General features: G+C 63.3%; 15 protein-coding genes. 6 read left to right on the plus strand and 9 right to left on the minus strand.

Annotation, left to right across the window (positions count from 1 at the left end; genetic code table 11):
- The first annotated feature begins 34 nt into the window (after positions 1 to 34).
- Positions 35 to 2698, plus strand: a complete 2664-nt coding sequence (locus J5J09_RS13660; protein ID WP_208551440.1) for a UvrD-helicase domain-containing protein — start codon at positions 35 to 37, stop codon at positions 2696 to 2698.
- Between the two features lie 53 nt (positions 2699 to 2751).
- Here J5J09_RS13660 and J5J09_RS13665 read toward each other — a convergent pair whose 3' ends face one another.
- Both J5J09_RS13665 and J5J09_RS13670 read right to left on the minus strand, forming a co-directional pair.
- Entirely contained in the window at positions 2752 to 3054 is a 303-nt protein-coding gene (locus tag J5J09_RS13665) for a type II toxin-antitoxin system RelE/ParE family toxin (RefSeq protein WP_208551441.1), read from the minus strand.
- A 3-nt stretch (positions 3055 to 3057) separates the two neighbouring features.
- Entirely contained in the window at positions 3058 to 3309 is a 252-nt protein-coding gene (locus tag J5J09_RS13670) for a type II toxin-antitoxin system ParD family antitoxin (RefSeq protein ID WP_208551442.1), read from the minus strand.
- A gap of 152 nt (positions 3310 to 3461) precedes the next feature.
- Between J5J09_RS13670 and J5J09_RS13675 the strand changes: the two genes are divergently transcribed.
- Both J5J09_RS13675 and J5J09_RS13680 read left to right on the plus strand, forming a co-directional pair.
- On the plus strand, positions 3462 to 3956 hold the full coding sequence (locus J5J09_RS13675; protein ID WP_208551443.1) for a hypothetical protein: 495 nt from the start codon (positions 3462 to 3464) through the stop codon (positions 3954 to 3956).
- Complete coding sequence (locus J5J09_RS13680; protein WP_208551444.1) at positions 3953 to 4318, plus strand: carboxypeptidase-like regulatory domain-containing protein; 366 nt, start codon at positions 3953 to 3955, stop codon at positions 4316 to 4318. Before J5J09_RS13675 ends, J5J09_RS13680 begins: the two co-directional genes overlap by 4 nt.
- Positions 4319 to 4333: 15 nt before the next feature.
- Here J5J09_RS13680 and J5J09_RS13685 read toward each other — a convergent pair whose 3' ends face one another.
- Positions 4334 to 4573, minus strand: a complete 240-nt coding sequence (locus J5J09_RS13685; RefSeq protein ID WP_246745841.1) for a DUF6074 family protein — start codon at positions 4571 to 4573, stop codon at positions 4334 to 4336.
- Between the two features lie 404 nt (positions 4574 to 4977).
- Between J5J09_RS13685 and J5J09_RS13690 the strand changes: the two genes are divergently transcribed.
- Positions 4978 to 7692, plus strand: coding sequence for a cation-transporting P-type ATPase (locus J5J09_RS13690; protein WP_208551446.1), 2715 nt, complete (start codon positions 4978 to 4980; stop codon positions 7690 to 7692).
- A 107-nt stretch (positions 7693 to 7799) separates the two neighbouring features.
- Here J5J09_RS13690 and J5J09_RS13695 read toward each other — a convergent pair whose 3' ends face one another.
- The 5 genes from J5J09_RS13695 to J5J09_RS13715 form a co-directional block, all read right to left on the minus strand.
- Positions 7800 to 8582, minus strand: a complete 783-nt coding sequence (locus J5J09_RS13695) for an SRPBCC domain-containing protein (protein ID WP_208551447.1) — start codon at positions 8580 to 8582, stop codon at positions 7800 to 7802.
- 21 nt (positions 8583 to 8603) lie between these two features.
- Positions 8604 to 9434: a type II CAAX endopeptidase family protein gene (locus J5J09_RS13700; RefSeq protein ID WP_208551448.1), complete on the minus strand. Its 831-nt coding sequence runs from the start codon at positions 9432 to 9434 to the stop codon at positions 8604 to 8606.
- 107 nt (positions 9435 to 9541) lie between these two features.
- Positions 9542 to 10615 carry an endonuclease/exonuclease/phosphatase family protein gene (locus tag J5J09_RS13705; protein WP_208551449.1) on the minus strand — a complete coding sequence of 358 codons (1074 nt, stop codon included), beginning with the start codon at positions 10613 to 10615 and terminating at the stop codon, positions 9542 to 9544.
- A gap of 133 nt (positions 10616 to 10748) precedes the next feature.
- Positions 10749 to 13091 carry a glucose/quinate/shikimate family membrane-bound PQQ-dependent dehydrogenase gene (locus tag J5J09_RS13710; protein WP_208551450.1) on the minus strand — a complete coding sequence of 781 codons (2343 nt, stop codon included), beginning with the start codon at positions 13089 to 13091 and terminating at the stop codon, positions 10749 to 10751.
- A gap of 150 nt (positions 13092 to 13241) precedes the next feature.
- Positions 13242 to 14135 (minus strand): DMT family transporter, encoded by an 894-nt coding sequence (locus tag J5J09_RS13715; RefSeq protein WP_208551451.1) that lies wholly within the window; start codon positions 14133 to 14135, stop codon positions 13242 to 13244.
- A gap of 166 nt (positions 14136 to 14301) precedes the next feature.
- Here J5J09_RS13715 and J5J09_RS13720 point away from each other — a divergent pair, with 166 nt between their 5' ends.
- A complete protein-coding gene (locus J5J09_RS13720; RefSeq protein WP_208551452.1) occupies positions 14302 to 15192 on the plus strand; it encodes a LysR family transcriptional regulator in 891 nt (296 codons plus the stop codon).
- 25 nt (positions 15193 to 15217) lie between these two features.
- Here the strand turns inward: J5J09_RS13720 and J5J09_RS13725 are convergent, their stop codons facing one another.
- Positions 15218 to 15433 carry a hypothetical protein gene (locus tag J5J09_RS13725; RefSeq protein ID WP_208551453.1) on the minus strand — a complete coding sequence of 72 codons (216 nt, stop codon included), beginning with the start codon at positions 15431 to 15433 and terminating at the stop codon, positions 15218 to 15220.
- A gap of 225 nt (positions 15434 to 15658) precedes the next feature.
- Here J5J09_RS13725 and J5J09_RS13730 point away from each other — a divergent pair, with 225 nt between their 5' ends.
- Positions 15659 to 17371, plus strand: a complete 1713-nt coding sequence (locus J5J09_RS13730) for a DUF262 domain-containing protein (protein ID WP_208551454.1) — start codon at positions 15659 to 15661, stop codon at positions 17369 to 17371.
- Positions 17372 to 17770 lie beyond the last annotated feature (399 nt).

The following is a 17770-nucleotide window of genomic DNA, read 5'->3' on the forward strand; positions in this document are numbered from 1 at the left end:
CGCCTTTCGGGCTCGAATCACTACATTGGGGCCCATGAGTAACGGTTTCGACGACATTCCTTTCTTCGACGAGGAGCCGACGCCGCGCAACGGCGCGCCCGCCCCGGCCCCAAAGGCCGGCGGCCTCGGCATTGCCGCGCGTGCCATGGCGGCCCGGGACCAGGCCCAGGCACCCGACTATCTTGCCGGCCTCAATCCCGAGCAGCGCGAGGCGGTCGAGACGACTGAGGGTCCTGTCCTGGTGCTGGCCGGCGCCGGCACCGGCAAGACGCGCGTGCTGACCACCCGCATCGCCCACATCCTCGCCACCGGCCGCGCCTATCCCTCGCAGATCCTCGCCGTGACTTTCACCAACAAGGCCGCCCGCGAGATGAAGGAGCGCATCGGCATGCTGGTCGGCGGCGCCGTCGAGGGCATGCCCTGGCTCGGCACGTTCCACTCGATCGGCGTCAAGATCCTGCGCCGCCACGCCGAACTCGTGGGCTTGAAATCCGATTTCACCATCCTCGACACCGACGACGTCATCCGTCTGATCAAGCAGCTGATCCAGGCGGAAGGCCTCGACGACAAGCGCTGGCCGGCCCGCACCTTCGCCGCCATGCTCGACGGCTGGAAGAACAAGGGCCTCGACCCCGCCCAGATTCCGGAAGGCGATTCCCGCGCCTTCGCCAACGGCAAGGGCCGCGAACTCTACACCGCCTACCAGAACCGCCTGAAAAGCCTGAACGCCTGCGATTTCGGCGACCTGCTGCTCCACCCGATCCGCATCTTCCGGCAACATCCCGATGTGCTGAAGGATTACCACCAGCGCTTCCGCTACATCCTCGTCGACGAGTACCAGGACACCAACACCGCCCAGTATATGTGGCTCAGGCTGCTGGCCCAGCGGTCGCCGGCATCGCGCAGCAGCCCCATGCCAACCAAACAGGTTGCAGATCACGAGATCCAAAGATCCGAGCCATGGGAAGATATTGGCGCGTATCCGACCGAAGGTCGGCAAGGCCAAGCGGCCGTCGCGCCCGATGGCGCGCCCCCGCGGAGCGAGCCGCGCAGCGGCGACCGCGTGAGCGAAAACAAATCGCAGCAGATAAATATCTGCTGCGTCGGCGACGACGACCAGTCGATCTACGGCTGGCGCGGCGCCGAAGTCGACAACATCCTGCGCTTCGAGAAGGATTTTCCGGGCGCCAAGGTCGTCAAGCTGGAGCGCAACTACCGCTCCACCGAGCACATTCTCGGCGCCGCCGGCCATCTGATCGCCCACAACGAGGGCCGTCTCGGCAAGACGCTGTTCACCGAGCGCACCAATCCCGACGACGAGAAGGTGCTGGTCCACGCCGCCTGGGACTCGGAGGAAGAGGCCCGCGCCGTCGGCGAGGAGATCGAGCGCCTGCAGCGCGGCGATGGCGCCGACGGGAAAAAGCACAATCTCAACGACATGGCGATCCTGGTCCGCGCCTCCTTCCAGATGCGCGAGTTCGAAGACCGCTTCGTCACGCTCGGCCTCAACTACCGCGTCATCGGCGGCCCGCGCTTCTACGAACGGCTCGAAATCCGCGATGCCATGGCCTATTTCCGCCTCGTCTGCCAGCCGGCCGACGATCTCGCCTTCGAGCGCATCGTCAACACCCCGAAGCGCGGCCTGGGCGACACCACGGTGCGGACGCTCCACGACTATGCCCGCGCCCGCGACATCCCGATGCTCGCCGCCGCCGCCGAGATCGCCGAGACCGACGAGCTGAAGCCCAAGGCCCGCAAGGCGCTCTACGACGTCGTGCAATACTTCACCCGATGGTCGCAAGCCCTTGAATCGACTCCGCATACCGAGCTCGCCGAGCAGATACTCGAAGAGTCCGGCTATACCGACATGTGGAAGAACGACAAGTCGGCCGAAGCCCCAGGCCGGCTCGAAAACCTCAAGGAACTCATCCGCTCGATGGAAAGCTTCGAGTCGATGCGCGGCTTCCTCGAACACGTCTCGCTGGTCATGGACGCCGAGCAGAACGAGGACATGGACGCTGTCTCGATCATGACGCTCCACTCCGCCAAGGGCCTGGAATTCGACACCGTCTTCCTGCCCGGCTGGGAGGAAGGCCTCTTCCCCCACCAGCGCGCGCTCGACGAGAGCGGCCGCGCCGGCCTGGAGGAGGAACGCCGCCTCGCCTATGTCGGCATCACCCGCGCCAAGAAACTCTGCCACATCTGGTTCGTCTCCAACCGCCGCATCCACGGCCTCTGGCAGTCGACCATGCCCTCGCGCTTCCTCGATGAACTCCCCGCCGTCCATGTCGAGGTCGCCGAGGCCGAGACGAGTTACGGCGGTTACGGTCGCGGCGGCTACGGCCAGTCGCGCTTCGACAAGGCCGACCCCTTCCAGAACAGCTATTCCACCCCCGGCTGGAAACGCGCCCAGGCCAACAAATCGGACGCCACCCGCGACAACTGGGGCACCCGCTCCGGCCACGCGGTGGAACGCATCGGCTACGGCGAGGCGGGTCCGAGCGGCAAGGTCATCGAAGGCCAGCTCGTCGCCAAATCCGTCGCCGACACCCCCTCGAAATTTTCCGTCGGCGACCGCGTCTTCCACCTGAAATTCGGCAACGGCAACGTCTCAGGCGTCGAAGGCAACAAGCTGACGATCGATTTCGATCGGGCGGGACAGAAGCGGGTGCTGGACGGGTTCGTGGAGCGGGCGTGAGGGTTACGCCTCGGCTGGACAGGCCTTTATGATCTGGAACAACCACAACGGGGTCATTCCGGCGGGACCCCTGAGGTTTCCCAGTTCTCTCTGCCGTGCCGCACGCGGACGATTAGAACCTCGTCATTTTCTTCCACGACGTACACGATCAAATGCGCTTTGAAAGGCTGCAGCCTCACCGGCGGAACGATCTCAGTTCTCTCGCGGGCCATTCGGGGATTCTCACCGATCAGCGCCAGAAGCGCCAGCAGTTCGGTATGGTAGCGCTTCGCCTGGGCTCGGCCGAAGACCGAAACTCCATGTTCAGCGATCGCGATGATGTCTTCTTCCGCCTCGCCTGACAGACGGAATCCCATCCGTCAGCGTCCGTTCTTGGCGCTCGCCCGCGCAACCGCCTCTTCGAAAAGCGCCTCGGGCGACCGCTCGCCGATCCCGCTCGCCAGCCCCTCGTCGACCAGTCGCTGCATGGCCGCGATCTTGTCAGCCCGTTCCTGGTCCCGCCGGATCAGGTCGCGGACATAGTCGCTGGCATTGGAATACCGGCCCGACTTGGCCTGCGCCTCCACCCAGTCCTTCATCGGATCTGGCAGGGATACGTTCATCGTCGCCATCGGCATCGTCCTCTTTCCCAGGATAATGGCAAACTTTGCCATCTGCTGCAATCCGCGCGCCCGGGAAGCGGAGCATACATATCAAATTCAATTTTAGATTGAACTCAGGAACAGCTTGCCCTATCCTCTCCCCTTAACCGGGAGCGACGCCAATGACTGGCAATCTGATCGTCTCGCTGTCTTTCGTGGTGCTGGCCGCGCTGTGCATTCTTGGCAGCATCTTCGTGCTGTCGCGGGTGAAGTACAATCCGGGCGCCGGCACCGAGATCAACATCCCCTTCCTGGGTACGATGAAGACCGATGTCCCGGCCATTGGCGGCCTCCTCGTCGGCATTGTCTTCGCCGGGTTCGCCTATGACCTGCAGCGCCCCAACAAGATCGAGTTCGTCAATTTCACCGGCAAGGTCCATATCGATCCCGAGGTCCTCCGCGACGTTCCTGCCGTCGTCGTCGGCGTCACCACCAGCCGCTGGAACCTGACGGAAACCCCGCGCGACAATGGCACGATGGAGATCACCATTCCGGTGCCCAACAATTGGGACAACTACACGGCCTATGCCTTCGCCCACGGCGTGCCCTCCGTCCGTCCGGCGGTCGAGGGCCTGCGCCTTGATGCGGCGAGCTTCGAACTGGATCTGAAACGATGAGCCCGCGCGCCCTCCTCCCCGCCCTACTGGCCGCCGTGGCGCTGCCGTCCGCCGCTCTGGCCCAATCCGCCGAGGTCACCGGCGAGGTCAAGACGCCAACGGCCGAGCCGCTCGCCGGCGTTCCCGTCATCATCGAGGGGCCCGAAGGCAAGAGCGTGCTGTTCACGGACAAGGAAGGTCGCTGGACGCTCTATAACGCGCCGGCGGGAGATTATTCCGTCCAGGCGGTCGTGCCGGACGAGAGGGTCGCCGATGTGGCGCCGACCGTGCCCTTCTCCATCGAGGAAAAGGGCTTTTTCAAGAGCTTCGGCTCGGACTCGATCACAAACGTCGAACCGCTGATCACATCCCCTCAATACTGAGGGGTGGGGCTTCTGTCAGCCCTGCGCCATCTGCTCGCGGTGCAGGGTCATCAATTCCATCTGCACGGCCAGCTGGAAATCCATGATCTGCGTCCGCATCTCGTCTTCCGGGCATCCCCGGGCGACGAGATCGGCGCCGAGCGCCCGGCAGGTCGTCTTCCAGAAATCGACAGCCGCTTCGCCGTGATGACGGTCGAGATCGTGTGCGGCCTTGCGCACCAGATCGCGGCGCATGTGCAGGGGAAAGAAACTCAAGGAACCACCGGCCTCAGCCGAACGCGCGTCTACCGACATACCAAAACACCCTTACATCTGATTCCTGGAGTTAAGGGCATGCGGGTTAATGAAGGGTTGAGTCGCGGCATTTTGGCGGCGGCCGCCGTGCCAAAATGAAAACGAGGCCGCGTGTCGGTTGGCGGGACGGCGCCGAGGATTGACCGCGGCCGGCAACTCACCCTCGCCTGTCCGTCACCTTTGTCGCCATGCCGACAACGCCGTGCCACTTGGCATGGATCAAGGCGCCCCGCCAAAAAGCAATGTCTTACAATGGACGGCACGGCCCGTTCGCGACAGCATGCATCCCAACACGATGCCCCTGTCCCGAAACGGAAATGCAGGCCTGTAAGACTGACGCGAGACGACGAAGGAGAACGCCGCCGATGACGATCCCCGACCGCGCGATCGACAGACGCCATGCCGACATGCCCCACCATGCCCATACCGCCGAGACCGTCATCGCCGCTCTGTCCTCGGACAAAAACGGGCTGAGCGCGAAAGAAGCCGGAGACCGGCTCCTGCGCCACGGCGCCAACAGCCTGCCGGTCGGCAAGCAGCGTCACCCGCTGTTTCGCTTTCTCGCCCAGTTCAACAATGCCCTGATCTATTTCATGCTGGCGAGCGCGCTCGCCGCCGGGCTGCTTGGACACCTCGTTGATACAGGCGTGATCCTCGCCGTGGTGCTGGTCAATGCCATTGTCGGCTTCCTGCAGGAGGGCAAGGCCGAGCAATCGCTTGTCGCCGTGCGCGACATGATCGCCCCGAGCGCCGCCGTGCTGCGCGATGGCAAGCGGATCAGCATCCCGGTCTCGGGGCTGGTGCCGGGCGATGTCGTCCTCATCGAGGCCGGCGACCGCGTGCCCGCCGATCTTCGCCTCTTCAAGGCGCGTGGCCTGAGGGTCGACGAGGCGCTTTTGACGGGCGAATCCGTCGCCGCCTCCAAACATGTCGATCCGGTGGCGGAAGATGCCGCTCTCGGCGATCGCAAGTCCATGGTCTTCTCCGGAACCCTGGTCTCCACCGGTCAGGGCACCGGTATCGTCACCTCGACCGGTCTTCGCACCGAGATCGGCAGGATCAGCGCGCTCTTGGGCGAGGTCGAACAGCTGACGACGCCGCTGCTGCGCCAGATCAACAGCTTCGGCCGCGGCTTCACCTGGTTCGCCTTTCTCGGCGCCGCCATACTGTTCGGCTTCGCCGTCGCTGTCAGCGGTTTTGCCTGGGACGAGGCGCTGATGGCGGTCATCGCGTTGTCCGTCAGCCTCGTGCCGGAGGGCCTCCCCGCGGTCATCACCATCACGCTTGCCATCGGCGTCCAGCGCATGGCCGCCCGCAATGCCGTCATCCGCCGCCTGCCGGCGGTCGAAACCCTCGGCGCCACCTCCGTCATCTGCTCGGACAAGACAGGCACGCTCACCCGCAACGAAATGACCGCCCGCCGCCTCATCGCTCCCGAGGGAACGATCATGGTCGCGGGTTCCGGCTACGATCCCGGCGACGTCCTCCTGTTCGACCACAGGAAGCCGGCCGGACACGGCACCGCCCTGTCGCTCGCCCGTGCCGGTCTGCTCTGCAACGACGCCACGCTTCGGCAAGATCGGAGCGGCTGGCATGTGGAGGGCGACCCGATGGAGGGCGCGCTCGTCACGCTGGCCATGAAGGCCGGCTTCCAGCCGGATGTCGAACGGGCTGAATGGCAGCGCCTCGACGAAATCCCCTTCGATGCCGCCCATCGCTTCATGGCGAGCCTGCACCACATGTCGCTTGCCGAGCGGGTCGTGCTTGTGAAAGGCGCGCCGGAGGTGGTGCTGGCGATGTGCACCAACCAGGAAGGACCGGCGGGGCCGGTCCCGCTCGACGTTGAGCTCTGGAACCATCGCATCGCGGAAGCCGCCACCGAGGGCGAGCGCGTGCTCGGTTTCGCCACGCGGCCCCTGCCCGCCGGAACGGACAGCATCGATTTCGACGACGTCGAGGGCGGCCTCACTCTGCTCGGCATGATCGGCTTCATCGATCCGCCGCGCGAGGAGGCCATCCAGGCCGTCGCCGAGTGCCGGTCGGCCGGCATCGCCGTCAGGATGATCACCGGCGACCACGCCGCCACCGCCAGGGCGATCGCCGGGCAGCTCGGCCTTGACGACGATCCGAAGGTGCTGACCGGCGCCGATCTCGATGCCCTCTCCGACGAGGATTTCGCCCGTGCCATCCGCGAAACGACCGTCTTTGCCCGCACCAGCCCGGAGCACAAGCTGCGCATCGTCCAGGCCCTTCAGGCGGAGGGACGCGTGGTGGCGATGACGGGCGACGGCGTCAACGACGCACCATCGCTGAAACAGGCCGATGTCGGGATTTCGATGGGCCTGAAGGGCACCGAGGCCGCGAAGGAGGCCTCGGAAATGGTGCTGATGGACGACAATTTCGCCTCCATCGTCGCCGCCGTCCGCGAAGGCCGCACGGTCCACGACAACATCCGCAAGGTCATCGGCTGGACCCTGCCCACCAATGGCGGCGAGGCATCGGCTGTCATTCTCGCCATCCTGTTCAATTTCGTGATGCCCATGTCGCCGGTGCAGATCCTCTGGATCAATCTGCTCTCGGCCGCTACCCTCGGCCTCGCGCTGGCCCTGGAACCGGCCGAACCGAACGTCATGCAACGCCGCCCGCGTCGTCCCGATGCCGGCCTGCTCACACCCTTCATCCTGTGGCGTATCGGCCTCGTCACGGTCATGTTCACCGGCATCGTGCTCGGCCTGTTCTTCTGGGCGCTCGGTCAGGGCCGCGATCTCGAAACCGCGCGCACCATGGTCGTCGACATGCTTGTCGTGCTGGAAATCTTCTACATGTTCAGCGTCCGCTACCTGCACACGACCTCGCTGACGTTCACGGGCGCCAAAGGCACTTGGCCCGTTCTGACAGCGCTTGCCGTCGTCGTGATCGGCCAGCTCGCCTTCACCTATCTGCCGGTGATGAACACGATCTTCGACTCCCGGCCCCTGACGTTTCTCGACGGCATCCTCATCCTCGCCATCGGCGCCGCCTCCTTCATCGTGCTGGAGATCGAGAAGCGCTTTACGCGTCGGCTGTTCGCCGAGCAGTGAACGGTGCCCGACCTCAAAAATTCGCCGCCGAGGCGCATATCTTCGGCGGCGATGGGGAATATCCAATCCCTGCTTCGGGACGAGCCGGAACCCTTATCGGTGTAGCCTCAGCCCGCCATCGCCGGCGGCGGCATGTGGAAGGGCTCGCCGGTCTCGGCCAGCGTCTTCAGCCGCGACAGCGCTTCCGGCCAGCCGCCGGTGATCGCCTTGCTGGTGGCCGTCTCGCCTCCGAAATCGTCATGCGTCAGCGTCAGCTTGCAGGCCTTGTCGCCGACGGGTTCCAGCGTCCAGGTCACCCGCGAAGCGGGGTCGACCGCCACGTCCGGCGACCACTGGGCGCTGAACGTATGCACGAAGCGGCGCGGCGGCTCGATTGCCACCACCTTGCCCACGATCATCGGCCGGTCGCCGACGAGGAACGTGATCGCTCCGCCTTCGGTCCATTCGGTTTTCGAGGTCATGTTGAAGTGTTGCCAGAGCGGCGTCTTCTCGTCGTCCGTCAGGATCGACCAGACCGCCTCCGGCGTGGCGCGGATATACATTTCCCAGACATGCTTCGGTGCTGCGGCGCTCATGGTCCTGTCCCTTGTTTCTGCGGCCGTTGCCAGATCGCTCAGCGTGCGCGCGAACGGCGCTGCGAAACGCGACACCCACCGGTCCGCCACCTGCTGGATCGGCAGCGGATTGAGATAGTGCAGCTTTTCGCGGCCCACCTTGCGGGTCACGATGAGATGGGCGCTCTCCAGCACGCCGAGATGCTTCATCACGCCGAACCGCGTGACAGGCTGGTCCCGTTCGAGCTCGCCCAGCGTCTGACCGTCGCGTTCGCGAAGCCTGTCCAAGAGGTCGCGACGGATCGGATGTGCCAGAGCGTTGAAGATATCGTCCATGCCGCTACAATAGGTGACTATTTAGTCACGTGTCAATAGGGTCACATTTTCGGCGCGGCCTCTCGTCAGCGTCCATGCCAGCGCGCCGAGACCGAGCAGCGTCGTCAGCGCCCCCACCACCATCATCACCTCGGACGGCCCGAGAAACGCGATGTCCATCGTCGCGTGGAAAACGGCCGCAGCGAAGACGCTACCGCCCGTCCCGTTCAGAATGACCGTCAGCAGGAAGGCGCCGGTCAAAAGGCTCGCGGCCCATCCGGCGATACCGCCGGCGCCCAGTGCCGACAGACCGGGCGAGAAGAGAAACAACGGCCAGTGCCAGACGGCCCAGATCGCGGCAACGCCGAGCGTTGCCATGAACGGCGAGAACCGCTCCTGCAGCATCGGCAGCGCAAAGCCTCGCCAGCCGATTTCTTCGCCGAAGCCGTAGAAAAACAGCACCGCCAGCCAGTAGATCGCAACAGGCATAGCGGGATACTCCGCGCTCGGTGCCAGTTCGCCCGGCGTCACCTCTGCGCCATTCGCCCGCGCGACCAGTTGCGCGAGGACGAGCAGCGCGAACGGCCCCAGCCAGACCGCCATCTGCCAGCCCCATCCGATCCGCCGGAAGGCGATACGACGCACCAGCCGCCGCAAACCCTCCCGCCCGCCGGTGAGCCACGCCCATAAAAGCCCGGAAAGCGCCGGCCCAAGACTGCCGACGAGATGCAGGATGGCGAGCGGTGACGTTCCCGTCTGCCCCGGTCCACCGAGCGCAAGCGGCAACCACAAGAGCCACGAAAACAGGCCGGCGCAGAGAAAGAAACCGGCAAGATGTCGGAAGACGGCTGATGATGACGGGGCGGAGGACATCCGGCACAACCTTCGGGACGAGCGGCCGCGCCTGTTTTACCCCCATGCCGGCCCGGCGAGAAGTGCGGCGCGACGTCCCGCATCCGCCGTAAGACAATGACCAGCAATCAGGGCGGCGCCGGCCCCGTGCCGGCTAGCTTGTCGAGATAGGCATTGCTGTCGTCGATATCGAACTCCACCCACATTGGCAGGTGGTCGCTCATCCGGAAGGTCCGCCAGTCCTTGTAGCTCCTGCCGCCCTTCACAGCCCGCTCGGCCGCGTAGTCCGCCTCCTGATCCGCGCGATAGACGTGGTCGAAGACGTTGAACACCCCTGCCCGCTTCGTCGGCTTCAAGCCGGCAAGCTTCTTGTGGTAGGCGATCTGGTCGTAGTGCTTCTTCTGGTCGACATTGGAGCCCGGAATGCTCTGCAACCCGTCAGGCACCACGAAGCCCGCCTTGGTCAGCGCCTCCATCGTCACGTCCTTGCGATTGAAGATGTTGAAGTCGCCAAGCAGCAGCAGGTTGTCGCGTTGCGGCTTGCCGTCCGGCGAATAGACGCGGGCGCTCGAAAAATCGGGCGCGAACTTCGTCAGCGTTTCCGCGAGCTTCTGGATCTCCGCCAGCCGCCGTTCGTCCACCGGCACGCCCTTGCCGTAGTAGACGTGCACGGTCACAAGCGTGAAATAGGCCCAGCCGGCCCGGAAGCCGGCGATATAGGGCGAGCGGGCGAACTGCACGATCTTCTCGTCGATGGCGATCGCCTTGTCGAGCACCAGTTCCGCCGCGAGCCCTGTGAAATCGACCTTGCGCCGGTCGTAGAGAAACGCCATGCGCTCCGAATTGCCGCCTGCGCCGAGCGTGATATCGGTCACGAGGAAATCCCACCAGCTGCCGAGCAGCCGTTTCAGGTTCTGCAGCGGATAGAGGCTGCGCCGCACCTCCTGGATCGCCACGATATCGAACCGGCTGATGATTTCAGCGATATAGTAATAGGCCTCCTCGTCGCGGAAGCTCGCCTTCGATCCGGCGTCGAATTCGCGGATATTCCACGAGGCCATCAACAGCGTGTTGTCCGCCGATTTCGACGGTATGCCATGTTCCGGATCGGCAAAGCCCTCGCGCAGCGCCTTCAGCCCGCGCACGATCCGGTTTCGTTTCGCCTGATCCTTGATCGTCCGGATGTCACTGTAGAACGGCATGCCACCCTCCCCGCGTCCGATAACCCATCATACACGCTCTGCGGGATAATTCGAGTCTGTCACACCGAAATGACGAAAGGCCCCGGACATGCCGTCCGGAGCCTTCTCCTTATGCTTTGCGGGCTGCCGCCGGTCAGTTCTCCGGCAGCGTGTAGGCGATCACGTAGTCGCCCGCCTTCGTACCGACAGAGCCATGACCGCCGGCCACCTGCACGACATACTGCTTGTCGCCGATCGCATAGCTCATCGGCGTCGCCTGTCCGCCGGCCGGCAGCCGGGCTTCCCAGAGCTGCTTGCCTGTCGTCAGGTCATAGGCGCGCAGGTAGTCGTCGACCGAAGCGGCGAGGAACGCAACGCCGCCCTTGGTGATCATCGGACCGCCGATGCCGGGCACGCCCACCTTGAAGGGCAGCGGCAGCGGCGTCATGTCGTAGACCGTGCCGTTGCGGTGCTTGTAGGCGATCTCGCCGGTGCGGAGATTGGCGCCCGCGACATAGCCCCACGGCGGCGCCTGGCAGGGAATGCCGAGCGGGCTGAGGAACGGCCCCATCTTCACCGCATAGGGCGCGCCCTCGTTGCGGTTCAGGCCCTGCTCGGAACCCTTCTCGTTGGCGCCCGGCGGCGGCACGTCCTCACGCGGCACCAGCTGCGAGGTGAAGGCGAGATAGGTCGGCATGCCGAACATCACCTGCCGCTCCGGATCAACCGCGATCGAACCCCAGTTGAACGTCCCGAAATTGCCGGGATAGACGATCGTTCCCTCAAGCGACGGCGGCGTATACTGCCCCTCGTATTTCAGCTGGTGGAAGGCGATGCGGCAGGCGAGCTGGTCGAACAGCGTGATGCCCCACATGTTGCGCTCCTCGAGCGGCGGCGGCCGGAAGGTGAGGTCCGAGATCGGCTGCGTCGGCGCGGTGAAATCCTCAGGGATCGCGCCGCCGGGCGCCGCGATCTCGCGCACCGGGATGATCGGCTCGCCGGTGCGGCGGTCGAGCACGTAGATGTCGCCCTGCTTGGTCGGCCCGACCAGCGCCGGAACCGTCGTGCCGTCGTCCTTGGTGATGTCGAGCAGCACGGGCTGGGCCGGAACGTCCATGTCCCAGAGGTCGTGATGCACGGTCTGGCGCACCCAGCGCACCTGGCCGGAATTCACGTCCAGCGCCACGATGGAGGACGAATAGGTCTCCACCGCCTCGCTGCGGCCCATGCCGAGTTGGTCGGGCACCTGGTTGCCGAGCGGGATGTAGACGAGCCCCAGCGCGTCGTCGACCGAGAAGATCGACCAGCTGTTCGGCGAGTTCGCCGTATAGGTCTCGCCCTCCGGCAGCGGTTCGGTTTCCTCCGGATTGCCCGAATCCCAGTTCCACAGCAGTTCGCCCGTATCGACGTCGAAGGCGCGGATCACGCCGGACGGCGAGCGGATCGAATAGTTGTCGTTGACGGCGCCGCCGATGATGATCTTGTCGTCGACGATGACGGGCGGCGAGGTCGAGTAGTAGTAGCCGGCCGGATTGTACGGCATCTTCTGCTCCAGCCGCAGCGTACCGCCGTCGGCGAAGTTCTCGCAGATCTCTCCGTTCTTGGCGTCGAGCGCGATCAGCCGCGCGTCCGAGGTCGGCAGGTAGACCCGCTCGCTGCAGGCGCTGCCGGCCGGAACCGACGGATCGGCATAATAGGTCACGCCGCGGCAGGTCTGGTGCTGGCGCTGCGGTTCGAGCCCGGCATTCGGATCGAACTTCCACTTCTCCTTGCCGGTCGCGGCATCGATCGCGATCGCCCAGTTGTGCGGCGTGCAGATGTAGAGCGTGTCGCGCACCTTCAGCGGCGTCACCTGGTAGGTGGTTTCACCGACATCCTCCGGCAGCTTCACATCGCCGGTCTGATAGGTCCAGGCGACCTCCAGCTGATCGACATTCTCGGTGGTGATCTGGTTGAGCGGCGAATAGCGCTGACCATAGGGGGTGCGGCCATACTGGTGCCATTCCTGGTCGGCCACCTGCCCGCCATAGTCGACCGTCTGCGCGACCGTTTCGGTCGGCAGCGACCCGGACATGTCGGCCGGATCGGTGGTCAGCGAATAGCCGGCAACAACGATTGCCAGCACCACCGGCACCGCCACCGCCGTGGCGCTCGCCGCATGCCGACGCCCGTCCGATCCGCGAAAGCCGAGCGGACGACGCACGGCCGGCAAAAGCAGCCAGAGACCGGCCACCACGACGACCCCGCCGCGCGTGCCGAGCTGCCACCAGTCGAAGCCCACCTCCCAGATCGCCCAGGCAAGACTGCCGACGATGAAGAGCCCGTAGACCCAGAGCGCCGACGGGCGCCTGAGGAGGAGAAGGATCGCGGTAAGCGCGAAGGCAAGGCCGGCAATCAGGTAATACCAGCTGCCGCCGAGCATGACGAGCTGGCCGCCGCCGACGCCAAGGAAAAGTCCGATGGCGCCGAACACGACGGCGGTGAGGATGATGATCATGGTGAAACCCCGGGGTGTCTTTGTCGAGAAAGGGCGAGAGCCGGCGCATGGTCCGACGAACCCCAACGCAAAACACCCCGCAAAGGTTCCGCGCGTCGATTTCACAAAGCGCCAGCGTGCTTTACGTCCGTTGACGATATGCCGCCCGCCTCACCCCCGCCACGTCATCGCCACCCCTGCCAGCGTCACCGCCAGCCCCGCGAACATGACAGGCGTCAGCGGCTCGGAAAACAGCATCAAGGCCCAGATCATGGTCACCGGCGGCGACAGATAGATCGCCGCGCTCACCTGCGCCACCGGATAGAGCCGGAGCGCCGTATAGTAGACCCCGTAGGCCGCGAAGGTCGCGAGCAGCACCAGCCAGCCGATGCCGAAGGCGAAATGCGCCGTCAGCGGCGGCATCAGCGCTTCCTGCCACCACGCCACCAGCCCGAACACCGCCGCCCCCGTCAGCGTATGGATCGAGAGCGCCTGGTGGATCGGCATCCGGAGCGTCGGCCGCTTCTTGTGCATGACGGAGGCGAGCGCGAACACCAGCGTCGAGGCGACCGTCAGACCATAGGCCCAGAGCGGCGCCTCCCCCACCGTCAGGCTGTCGAACGAGACGATGAACACGCCCCCGACCGCCACCGCCGTTCCCGCCCACTGCCGCCCGGACAGCTTCTCGCCCAGCACCGGCTGCGACAGCGCCGCGATGGCCAGCGGCAGCATGTCGGAGATCAGCGCCACCAGCCCCGTCGGCACCCGCTCGGCGATCGCCACCGCGAAGCCGCCGAGGTAGAGAACCACCGCCGCCACGCCGAACACCATCTGCTCGGCCACGCCCCGCGCCGTCATCCGCGGCCCGATCATCAACGCGAACGGCAGCAGGATCAGCCCCGACATCAGCGTCCGCCAGAACAGCACCGTCGCCATGCCGGCCTCCTCGTTGGCATAGCGCAGGCCGATGAAGCCCGAACTCCAGCTGACGATCATCACGAGCGCAAGAACCGGCCAGAGCCAGCGCCTGTGAAAGACGGGAGCGGGTGAAGGAACGCAGGTCATGGGCCAATCTCCGTGTGGATGACAGCCGGAGACTTAGGCCTGAATGATCCGCAAGGCACATGACAAAAATCGATGATCGGATGACAATCAAGAAAAATATGGCATGAACATTTGCCATACCAATCGATATCCCGCACTATGGCCAGACAACGACGAGGAGCCAGTCATGACCGACCTGAACGCCCGCCGCCTCGAGATCGACGCGCTCCGCGCGCTACTCGCCATCCGCCACCACGGCGGCATCACCCGGGCGGCGGACGCCCTCGGCCTGTCGCAATCGGCCGTCAGCCACAAGATCAGGCGCCTGGAGGTGAGCCTCGACTGCGATCTCCTGAGCCGCAAGCCCGGCGACCGCACCTTCACCGCCGCCGGCGAGGACCTGCTCGATTATGCAGGCCGCATCCTCGGCCTGCACGACGAGGCGCTCTTGAGCCTCACGCGCACCACGCTCGCCGGCCGACTCGCGCTCGGGCTGACCGAGGATACCACCTGCACCGATCTCGCCCGCATCCTCGGCCGCTTCCGCCGCCTGCACCCTGAGGTCGCGGTGCGCACCAAGGTCCGCATGAGCCTCGTGCTGCGCGACATGCTCGATCGCGGCGAGCTCGACGCGGCGATCGTCCAGGTCTTTTCTCATGAGGTCCGCCCCACCGACCTCGTGCTCTTCCGCGAAAACATCCACTGGGTAAGACACCGCGATTTCGTCCTGCCGGAAGAGGGGCCGATCCCCTTCCTCTCCTTCGACGACAATTGCTTCTATCGCCGCTGGGCGCTCGATATCGGCCAGGATGAGGGCGGCGTGCTGGAAACCGTGTTCGAATGTTCGAGCGCCGCCGGCATTGTCGCCGCCGTCACCGCCGGCCTCGGCGTCGCCCTCCTCTCCGGCCGGCATCTGCGCCCCGACATGACCCTGATCGAGGACCGCCTGCCGGCACCCCCCTCCGTCGCCTACATCGTCCGCCGCGCCCGCAAAACCCGCAACCCGGCGCTCGACACGCTGGTTTCGGAAATCGAAAGCGAAATCAGCCGCTACGGCGGACTGGGCCTCGCAAGCTGACGGCCGGAACCGCCGACCGCTCCCCTCACCCCAACCCGAGCGGCATCACCGCCAGCGGCCCGATCAACATCAGCGCCGCCATGCCAAGCGCGATCCGGTCGCGGGTTTCGAACAGCGGGCCGCGAAAGGCGGCGGCGGGGTAGCGGGTTACTGCGGCCCGCTCGGCCTCGTCGGCGAGGCGGGTGGGTGTGGGGGGTCGTCGTTGGGAGGTCAGTGTGGCGGTGTCGATGGTGCTGTTCATTGGGACTCTCCTTTTTGGGGTTGAGAGAGCCGAACTGGCACGCGGCGAGGGAGTTCCAAAACAATAAACAAACCGCAACTCCTACAACCCCCGCGCCATCCATTACGCAGCGGTCTACACGCCGATTTGCAGAGCCTTGTACCCAAATTGATTGCTCCACGACACTACCCAGACAAACTAGACTTCTGATAGTGACAAAGAAGGGCGACAACTTTGGAGGACAACATGGAAGCGTCACCGGCACAAGTTATTCAGTACTTCAATGGCGAGAAGCAGAATCTTATTCCCCTGTTCCAGCGTCCCTATTCGTGGCAGCGAGCGAATTGGAAGACTCTGTGGGATGATATGTTGGTGCAATACGACGCTGATGAACGTTCCGCTCATTTCATGGGAACTATCGTATCTGTCCCAGCACGCAGCGTGCCCGTTGGAGTAAGCAAGTATTTAATAATCGACGGTCAACAGCGCCTTACGACGATTTCCATTCTTCTGGCCGCGCTACGCGACACGCTTGATAAAAATTCGTCAGATCGGATCCAAGAAGTTTACCTTACGAATAGATTTCGTGACCCTGAAGACACATTGAAATTTGTGCCGACCCAAATCGATCGTGATCGATATCGCGCGATGATTCTGGATCGCACGATCGCTAACGATCAGAGTCTGATGTCTGACGCGTACAACTATTTCAAAAATCAGCTACTTACAGGTGCAGATCTCAACGGCGACCCGATAGATTGCACCAAAGTACTTACAACTGTAGAGCGCGCTCTGCAGGTGGTGATGATTAACCTAGGGGATGATGATGATCCCTACCTCATATTCGAGAGTTTAAATTTCAAAGGTGAGCCGCTCACACAAGCTGACTTGGTCAGAAACTATATACTCATGCGGTTCCGTCATTCCATGTCGTCCGGAGGGGAACAGGAACGAATCTATAAAAGCTACTGGGCTCCGATGGAGGGACGACTAGGTAACAACCTAACTGAATTCTTGCGTCACTACGCAATGAAAGGCGGTGATAACGTCTATCAGCGCGGCATATACGCTGCGACTAAGGCACTACTTAAGGGCATGTCGGAACCCACTGCGGTTGAAGTAGAGCTAACCGAAATGGCAAAGTTCTCGGAGATATACGCAAAAATACTCGATCCACATTTAGAAACAACTCCTTCTATCCGTACATGCCTCAAGAACTTAAAAATATTGGATGTTGGAACGTCGTACCCTCTCCTGCTAAGGCTTTTTGAGGCACGAGATTGCCAGAAGCTTACCGATGTTGATCTTGAACAATGCCTGTCGCTTGTTGAGTCATTCGTGGTGAGACGCGCGATCTGCTTTGTTCCAACGAATGCGCTCAACAAGCTATTTCTGCAGTGGGCCCGCCAATTTCCGGAAGAAAACCATTTCGATTGGCTTCTTTCGTCAATGTCCGCTGGTTCAGGTGGAAGGCGCTTTCCAACTGACGAAGAATTCAGCGAAAACTTCAAAAAATCCCCCCAGTATGGTCGGGGATACACTCGCTACATCTTGCTACGTCTTGAAGATTCCTTCGGCCATCGGGAGAGAGTCGACCTTAATAACGCAACTATCGAGCATATAATGCCACAGACGATGACCAACGAGTGGGAAAGAGAAGTTGGAGAATATTCAGAATCGGTTCATCTCCGACTTAAAGACACTTTCGGAAATCTGTCGCTAACAGCATATAATGCCGAACTAGGCAATCTTCCATTCATTGAGAAAAAGGCAAAGTTAGCTACCACTCATATCGAGCTTAACCGCTTCGTTCTTCAACAGGAAAAATGGGATGAGGATGCCATACTAAGGCGAGCCGAGGCTATGTTTGAACGCGCGGTGTCGCTATGGATGGGCCCAACAATTCCGAGAAGTGTTGAGACATTAGACTCCGGAATACCAAACGACATTGGGTTCTGAGATCCATGCTTTGGCGCCCCACCTCGCTCCAACCTAGTGCAAGGCGCCGCCAACAAACCCTGTAGGTGATCGTTTTGCGACAAGGTGAGGACGTTGGAAAACGTTTTCCCCTCTCCTGCCAAAGCTCAGGTACGGCCCTGGCCGAGTGTTCGCGGGCTTGGCTTTGGATCCTCGGGTCAAGCCCGAGGATGACGACCGGAAGGAGGAGGAACAATGGTGCCCCAAGCAACGCTCAACCCGCTAACCTCTCTTTTGGCACCGACCGTAACCCCACACTCCGTCATCCTCGGGCTTGATGTTCGGCCCTGATACATAGCTGACAGGTGTTCATAGACATGCCTGACACTTTCCGGATTGATTCTGGGAGGTGGCGATGACTTGGGAGACGAAGTCCGTGGT

This window comes from Ciceribacter sp. L1K22 (assembly GCF_017599385.1).
GTDB lineage: Bacteria > Pseudomonadota > Alphaproteobacteria > Rhizobiales > Rhizobiaceae > Allorhizobium.